The sequence below is a fragment of the Variovorax sp. CAN15 genome (assembly GCF_030462475.1).
GTDB lineage: Bacteria > Pseudomonadota > Gammaproteobacteria > Burkholderiales > Burkholderiaceae_C > Variovorax.
In genome coordinates this window covers 1-6,920 of the sequence record NZ_JASMRZ010000135.1, presented here as the reverse complement: position 1 = coordinate 6,920, position 6,920 = coordinate 1, and the positions used below count along the sequence as shown (strand labels likewise).

Annotated in this window: 10 protein-coding genes and 1 pseudogene; 5 read left to right on the top strand and 6 right to left on the bottom strand. The window is 57.0% G+C overall.

Annotated elements, in window-relative coordinates; all coding sequences use genetic code 11:
- The coding region (locus QMO14_RS32205; protein ID WP_301512137.1) for a relaxase/mobilization nuclease domain-containing protein at positions 1 to 434 on the bottom strand (434 nt) is incomplete at its 3' end.
- Positions 435 to 486: 52 nt separating this feature from the next.
- Positions 487 to 855, bottom strand: a complete 369-nt coding sequence (traJ, locus tag QMO14_RS32200) for a conjugal transfer transcriptional regulator TraJ (RefSeq protein WP_301512136.1) — start codon at positions 853 to 855, stop codon at positions 487 to 489.
- Positions 856 to 1,190: 335 nt separating this feature from the next.
- Between traJ and QMO14_RS32195 the strand changes: the two genes are divergently transcribed.
- Genes QMO14_RS32195 through QMO14_RS32185 form a run of 3 tightly spaced genes read left to right on the top strand, consistent with a single transcriptional unit; the run spans position 1,191 to position 2,783 of the window.
- Positions 1,191 to 1,610 carry a TraK family protein gene (locus QMO14_RS32195; RefSeq protein WP_301512135.1) on the top strand — a complete coding sequence of 140 codons (420 nt, stop codon included), beginning with the start codon at positions 1,191 to 1,193 and terminating at the stop codon, positions 1,608 to 1,610.
- 7 nt (positions 1,611 to 1,617) lie between these two features.
- A complete protein-coding gene (locus tag QMO14_RS32190) occupies positions 1,618 to 2,343 on the top strand; it encodes a conjugal transfer protein TraL (protein WP_301512134.1) in 726 nt (241 codons plus the stop codon).
- A 2-nt stretch (positions 2,344 to 2,345) separates the two neighbouring features.
- Positions 2,346 to 2,783, top strand: coding sequence for a conjugal transfer protein TraM (locus tag QMO14_RS32185; protein ID WP_301512133.1), 438 nt, complete (start codon positions 2,346 to 2,348; stop codon positions 2,781 to 2,783).
- Here the strand turns inward: QMO14_RS32185 and QMO14_RS32180 are convergent.
- From QMO14_RS32180 to QMO14_RS32165, 4 genes are all read right to left on the bottom strand, one after another.
- Positions 2,776 to 3,300 (bottom strand): IncP plasmid survival protein KfrC family protein, encoded by a 525-nt coding sequence (locus tag QMO14_RS32180; protein ID WP_301512132.1) that lies wholly within the window; start codon positions 3,298 to 3,300, stop codon positions 2,776 to 2,778. The two genes, QMO14_RS32185 and QMO14_RS32180, sit on opposite strands and share 8 nt — an antisense overlap.
- 147 nt (positions 3,301 to 3,447) lie before the next feature.
- Positions 3,448 to 3,795: a KfrB domain-containing protein gene (locus QMO14_RS32175; RefSeq protein WP_301512131.1), complete on the bottom strand. Its 348-nt coding sequence runs from the start codon at positions 3,793 to 3,795 to the stop codon at positions 3,448 to 3,450.
- A 334-nt stretch (positions 3,796 to 4,129) separates the two neighbouring features.
- Positions 4,130 to 4,456, bottom strand: coding sequence for a hypothetical protein (locus QMO14_RS32170; RefSeq protein WP_301512130.1), 327 nt, complete (start codon positions 4,454 to 4,456; stop codon positions 4,130 to 4,132).
- An 851-nt stretch (positions 4,457 to 5,307) separates the two neighbouring features.
- Positions 5,308 to 5,523 (bottom strand): hypothetical protein, encoded by a 216-nt coding sequence (locus tag QMO14_RS32165; RefSeq protein ID WP_301512129.1) that lies wholly within the window; start codon positions 5,521 to 5,523, stop codon positions 5,308 to 5,310.
- A gap of 386 nt (positions 5,524 to 5,909) precedes the next feature.
- Here QMO14_RS32165 and QMO14_RS32160 point away from each other — a divergent pair, with 386 nt between their 5' ends.
- Positions 5,910 to 6,614: a hypothetical protein gene (locus QMO14_RS32160; RefSeq protein WP_301512128.1), complete on the top strand. Its 705-nt coding sequence runs from the start codon at positions 5,910 to 5,912 to the stop codon at positions 6,612 to 6,614.
- A 62-nt stretch (positions 6,615 to 6,676) separates the two neighbouring features.
- Positions 6,677 to 6,920: pseudogene (locus QMO14_RS32155) on the top strand (hypothetical protein); the annotation flags it as partial.

Sequence of the window (6,920 nt, the reverse complement as noted above, 5' to 3'; positions counted from 1 at the left end):
AACTCCGCTTCCAATTGCTCGCATGCGCGTGCCAAATGCCAATGATCGTTGAATGGCGTGTGCACCGTCCGCTTAATCGGATGCACTTTGCTAATTGCGATATGGAGATGGACGTTCTCCGTGTCGTAATGAGCTGCACTTACGCGCTGATGCTCTTCAAAGCCAATGGCAGCGCAAATACGCTTTTCAATTGCGGCGAGCACGTCGTCTGATGGATTCTCGCCCGCCCTGAAGGAAACGATGAGGTGATAGGTCTTATCGGCCTTCGAGCGCCGATTAAGTTGTTGGTTCGCCTGGACCTCGATCCCAGCCGATATTGGGTCGGTCGAATGGCAATTCGTGATGGAAACCAATCCGACCCGTTCGGAATTCCCTTGCGAGTCGGTGATGTAGCGGACCAGCTCTGCGAAGTTGCTCCGCCGCGATGAACGCATGGGAACCTGCTTCGCGATCATCCGACGCAACCCAATTTAGCGGCTAAATTGCTCAAGAGGTCACGACAGTCTTCATGACTGCGCGCATCTCCTCCTGGGTGGACTCGATTCCTTGGAGCGCTTTCAAAAGCATCCGGCGTAGCTCCTCCTGTGAGTAGCCAGCAAGCCGCTTGTCGTTGGTCAGCCAAAGCTTGAGCAGCCCCCCGAGCCGGCCCAGGTCTGCGTTGATCTTGGCAAGGTCGCTCACCCGCTCGTAGTCGACAACGCTACGAACCTCATAGCCAAGCCCAATCCGGCGCATGAACACCGATGTATGCAAGCCTGCCTGGTCGGCCTTTCGATCAATCGCCTCCTTCTCCTCTGGCAATACCCGCACGTAGATGGGCGAACTCGACTTGCGCGTGGGTTTTTTCTCTGTCATCTGTTGCTCTTCAAGGCGGTAGCCGTCAGTCCCACAGGGCAGGAATCCCGTTGAGCACCGAAGGTGCGAATAAGGGAGCGAAGAGATAGAGCCGGCGCAGCCGGTGCTAGCTCTTCGCCTATCCTGCCCCGCCCTGCGGGGTCATTACTCCAAGGGAATGCTACCACTGCATTTCGATTTATCCGCCGTATCAACCATGCAAGCCCTTCATCTTTGTTCGATATGTCGAATTCAAGCCACGAGCTTCATATAATCGACTGCCGCAGGGCGACTACCGGCTATCGACGGCGGTTCTTTCGCCATTGAGTAGGAAGCGCAATGAATGAGAAATGGAAATGGCCAGTAAGTACACGGATGAGCTCGCCGCCTGGGTCCGAAGGCAGGACGCAAACGGCCGCGGCAGGAACCTCGTCGCGTTTCTGGCAGTAAAGCCGGACGTCTCGGCCGCGCTTGCCGAGGGCTACTCGGTCAAGACCATCTGGACCCACATGAACGCCACGAAGCGCATCGAATTCGGCTACGAGACATTCCTGAGCTACGTGCACAAGCAGCTGAAACCAGCCCGAGGCAAAACTGCCGCGTCTACCCGTGACTCAGTTCCGTCGACGCAAATCCAGAGATCGCTCTCGATTGATGACGCTCGAGCAAAGGCGAAGCAGCCGTCCGGGGAACACGCCCCTGCGGCGGCCATCCGGCCCCATGTCGCCCCCTCAATGCCAGCCTTCAGCTTTACCCCAATTTCCCCATCAAGATAGGAAACCCATGGCAAAAATTCACATGCTGCTACAAGGAAAAGGCGGTGTCGGTAAATCTTTTATCGCATCCACCATTGCTCAATATAAAAGAAGCCTTGGGCAAACTCCGTTGTGTATTGACACCGATCCCGTGAACGCAACGTTTACAGGGTTCAAGGCCTTGAAGGTGCGCCGCATTGAGCTCATGTCAAACGAGGAAATAAACCCAAGGAATTTTGACGCCCTAGTCGAGCTAATTGCGGCCAGCGAGCATGATGTGGTAATCGACAATGGAGCCAGCTCTTTCGTGCAGCTCGCTCACTATTTGGTCACCAATCAGGTGCCGCAGCTACTGCATTCAATGGGACATGAACTAATCATCCATTCTGTGATCACCGGGGGACAGGCGTTCGACGACACTCTCCACAACCTGGTGCAAATTGCGCCGCAGTTTCCAGTCGAAGCAACGTTCGTCGTTTGGCTGAACCCGTACTGGGGGCCCATTGAGCACAAAGGAAAATCGTTCGAAATGCTTTCTGAATACGAGCGCATCAAAGATCGAATTGCTGCGATTGTTTCCATTCCAGTGCTCAAGGCGGAGACCTATGGCCGCGACCTTTCCGAAATTCTTCAAATGCGCCTAACGTTCGATGAAGCGCTCGAAAAGTCGGCGACGGGCATCATGACCAGACAGCGCCTATCCATCATCCGTAGTCAGCTTTACGGCCAGATGGCTCACGCGCGGGTGATCTGACCATGACCGCGGTCGACGAGCTCATTCAAAAGATCGCGACGAAGAACGGTGTGATGGTTGGCCGCGACGACCCCGTGATGATCGTGCACACGATCTTGGAGCTATTCCAAGCAGACCTGCGCGACGCGCAAACCGCACTTCTCCGGGCGCACCGGGAGGAACTCGAAGCTCACGCCGGCCGGTGGGGAGCAGAGGCCAAAGAAAAAGCTGAGCGCATCCTCACCGCCGCGCTGAGCGCGAGCAAAGCCTTGATGTCGGAAGCGCTGAATGAGGGAGCCTCGATCTCGGCTAAAAGGCTCGCGGAGCAAGTTGAAGCCTCTCTGGAGGAGGCCAATCGGTCCGTTGCGGCCGCTCAAATGACAAGCAGGGCAAGCCTCGTCGCGGCCGGAATCACCGTACTGGCAGCGACGATCACGTTGATCGCCGTGCTCCTCAAGTAGAACGTTGAAGCGAAATCGAGTGGACTCTGCCCGATTCGGCACCTTGCGCATTCGCGACGCGCTTTTTGGCTCGATCTTGAAGGAGCAGATGCTGCTCGTGCACACGTCGCGCTTGTCGCGCTTGCTCCCAAGAATCCACCAGCTCCGGATCTTGAGCGCGAAGTTTTTGTTTTGCCAAATGCTCGATCAACGGACCAGACGGCAGCATGCCGTCCCTCACTTCACGCACGCGCTCAAGACGCCCGTGCATTCGCCTGAGCAACGCCAGATTGGCCTGAGTCTCTGCCTGCCACTTTGATCGAGTCGACGGAAGGGAAAGAATGCCTGGCCTCTGTTGCTCGACCCGTTGAAGACGTTTTGTCTGATCCTCGATCAGAACTTCTAAGCGGTCCTCAAGACGTTGAACCTGCAAAGACGTCGCTTGCAGTCTCGTCGCGAAGCTAGAGAGGTATTCGACCTCGATGTAGCTGGTTGCGATGTCAACCTCGTTGGCGTCCTCCGCCTCAGAAGCTCGCACTGCGAGCGCTTCTGCCTCAGTATCGCTCGATCGGGGTCCGGAATTGAGCGTGGCGCCCTGCCCTCCTGGCCGTTGATTGTGGGAAAGGGGCGTGTGGGTCGTAAGTGGAAAAGCGGCCATTCATCGATTTGAATTTAGCCGCTAAATTCAGCGCGTTTTACCTCGCGAGAGCTTTTGCGGCGATGTTGCAACCGCCCTGCCCTCTATGTAGCTGATGGCAACGGCGGAACCCGAATCAGGTACTTTATCGAAATCTGACGCATTGTGCTTGACGACCGCCCTCCCCTCCAACTGATACACCGCATCTGCATCGGCGTGTAGAACTACGCCGTCTACTGACTTTGCTTTGTCTGCGGCCTGGGCTCCATGGAGGTTGTAGTAGCCAGGTCTAATGCCGTTGGCTTTCTCGACCTTTTCAACGGTCCATTCATTGGGACCTTTTTCGACCTGAACGATCTTCTGGCCGTTCATCACGACGAGGCGCTCTTTTTTCATTCCGTTCCCCTCGTTGGGCTTGCCTTAATTTGCTGTTTATCTCGAATACACACACGGACCGCCCTTGCTCGTAGGGTGCGAAATTTTAGGGCCACGAGTGGGCATCGTCAGAATTTCGCGCGCCTAGGCGCGTAGGTCAACGACCATTCTTTCGTATTCGTGCGGGTCCGCAATCCCGGGTACGGGTTAGTACTTTGTAGTACATAACTCCAACTTGGAGCAGGCGGTTGACAAGGAGGAGGGCGTCGCCGAATTTAGCCGCTAAATTGAGACTATCGGCTGACCCGCTTGGCAAGCGGCACAAGGCGCTTGGGAGAAACACGGGGAAGTGAAGTCACATGCCCCGAATGGCTCGGCGCAGCTTCACGGTGAATTCGAACGATGCTGGGATTTCAAACCACTCTCTTACATAGTTGACTGCCGTTGTGTGCGCCCTTCGCCAGGTCGCGGCATCATTGATCTCCGCTCGTGTCATTTCCAGAATGCCAACACGCAGTTCCTTCTCCCAGGCAAGAAAGCAATCCGCAACTCGTGCGGGCCGTCCGATTGAAGCCTCAAGCGAAGAATAAAAGCGCTTTGTAGCCCCGTGCATGGACATGACTACTTTTTGCGGGTCGTCTACGACCACCCGCAGATTTGTATCAAGTTCGCTTCTAGACATTTTCCGATTGTAGAAGTGGGCATATGTGCATTGCCTCAACTTGGGGCCGTGGAGCCAAGATCCGGGAGACTACCAAGTAAGAACTCGCATCCACCGACCACTCTCGGGCGTAGTATCAAAGTGTGCTTTTGTGTGAGGAGAAAGCGATGGGGATGAGACTTACCGTGCCGCCACAGTACGTTGACCGGTTTCAATTTGTGTTTCATGTCGATCAGAGTGACGGGCAAACAGTTGTGTGCCGAGCAGAAATCTTTGATCGTTCGGCTCTCACAGCGACGCTACAGATTGCGTCGAACAAGCTCACACGCTTGGAGGTTACAGATGCAATCCTTGAGCGCTGCGACCGGCGAATGCCCGGCTTGAAGGCGAAGCGTCTCTGGCTTCGATGAGGGCTTCGGAACGGCACCAAGGGCAGCCTCGCATCCCATTTCCGTGAGCAACTAGTGCGCCGGCTCGGCGTAACGGGCGGGATGACGTGCCACCAGGGTAAGGACACCCGAACAGCCTGCGAAATTTAGCGGCTAAATTGCGCCCGTTGCAACGTAGCGGCGCCCTGTTCTTTAGGTGGCGATCCACTCCTTGCAACGGGAGGTCAGATGCTCCAAAAGCGAATCGGTAGATGAAGACGCCTCACTACTGGCCACCATGCCAGCCAACTTACTGGCTTGAAAAATTCTAGCCGTCCCAGTCAACGAACCGTCTGCGGACGTGTGCACAAGAGAGAAATCGAACCGCCACTCGCCGTAGACGGAACTACCGATCTCCTGCGGAAACACCATTGYTTTCATGCTCGACAGCCTGCCGACTCACTCAGTGAGCGCTCGTGCCACAGTATCTTGGACCCCGGAAGGCTACGCGGGGCCGGAATCCGCCTCAAGCTTCAAGACCAGCTCTGAATACAGGCGATCGATTTCCGCTTCCCATGCGGTCCCCGCATCGAGCAATGCCCAGTCGCTCAACTGTTGCGTCTCTCGATCAGTGGCCGCTCCCACGGTGGGATAGGGCGCCAGCAGAACTCCAGCCCTGCGCAGGGCCTGTTCCTTCTCGAATCGGGTGAGCGTCGCCATTCAGTGTGATTTTACAGCTCCGCCCAGGTGGCGGGAGCTCTATACCTATGCCTGCCTTCGACTCGTCCTTCCGAGCGCGAGTGCGGCCCGCCGAGCTGGATCTTTCCCGCGCGGCGAACCGGCGACAGAAAACGGCGGGAGTGCTTCGCCCCTAAGTGGCCGATCGCAGGAGAAACACGGTTCCATTCCGGTTGAGAAAAGTTTGTCCCAATGCCATCGGCATCATCCAACGCCTTGAGAAAACTTGAATAAGGATAATGACTTAGCGCACTGTGTGGAAAATTAGCGCGGTTTAAACTCGTTTTTCACAAGGGATGATTACAGGAGAAATCATCCCTGTATTGTGCGAAAATCGTTTCGCGCCGCCGGCGTTGAAAGGCTTTCCCGTGAGTGACTACCTCGCACGTTTCCAATCCTCAACCTGGCGCAAGGTCGACCCCGAACTCACCCGTCGTTGGGAATGGGATGCTCGTTTTCACGGCGACAAGAACATCAAGGTTCAGGCGGCCAGCGCGAAGCGCGCCGCAACCACCATGATGAAGATGCCCGACCAGTTCAGCAACGTGAAGCCTGAGCACGAACTTGCGCTCAAGGCCGCCGCCAGCGCGCTGCGGGCAATGGCGGAAGAGCTGAAGACCTTGGCAGGGTGGGCGAAGGACTACCACGCGTTCTGCGCAGCAGAAATGAAGAAGGAGGAGGGCGCCCGCCTCGAAGCAGTGGCGCAAACGCGCTGGGGCAACGACGAGAGCGCGGTTGAGTTCGAAACGTCCCTCATCCAAGAGCTGGGAACTCCGGACGGCCGCTTGACCTTTGCGGCCTGGTGCCACTCGGTCGGTAAGTACCGCCAGTGCGCCCTTGAGCAGATCAGTTGTCAAATCGACCACCTGTCTGCGGGTCCAACGCCGCGACTGAGGGCCGCACTGACCATCGAGCAGGCCAAGGACTTGAACCGCGGTACTCACCTTTGGGACACGCGGTCCGGCCCGATGGTCACGTGCAGCTGGAGGGACTACGAAGAGTATCTGGCCTACCGCAAGGAGGTGGCGAAGACCTCTGCGCGGGTTTTCCAAATTGCCGGTCGGCAACCCTGACACGCTGACCCGAATCCGATCGGCCCAATTTAGCCGCTAAATTTTTGAGCATGAGGACCTCGATGACCGCCGCCGCCCGCGATTACCTGGCCGCCAAGGACCGCTGGCACAACGAGCTCGCGGCTTTCGCGCGGGCCGACCAGGAGCGCTTTCCGGCGCCCGGCGGCGTCATGTTCGTGGGCAGCTCGCCGTCTTCGTGGCTTACCGAGGTGGCCACCGACTGCTCCTCGAACTTGGCGACGGCCGACAGCGGCACGAGCGCCGTGGCCGTGTTGCTCAGCACGTTGCCCGAGAACATGACCGGAA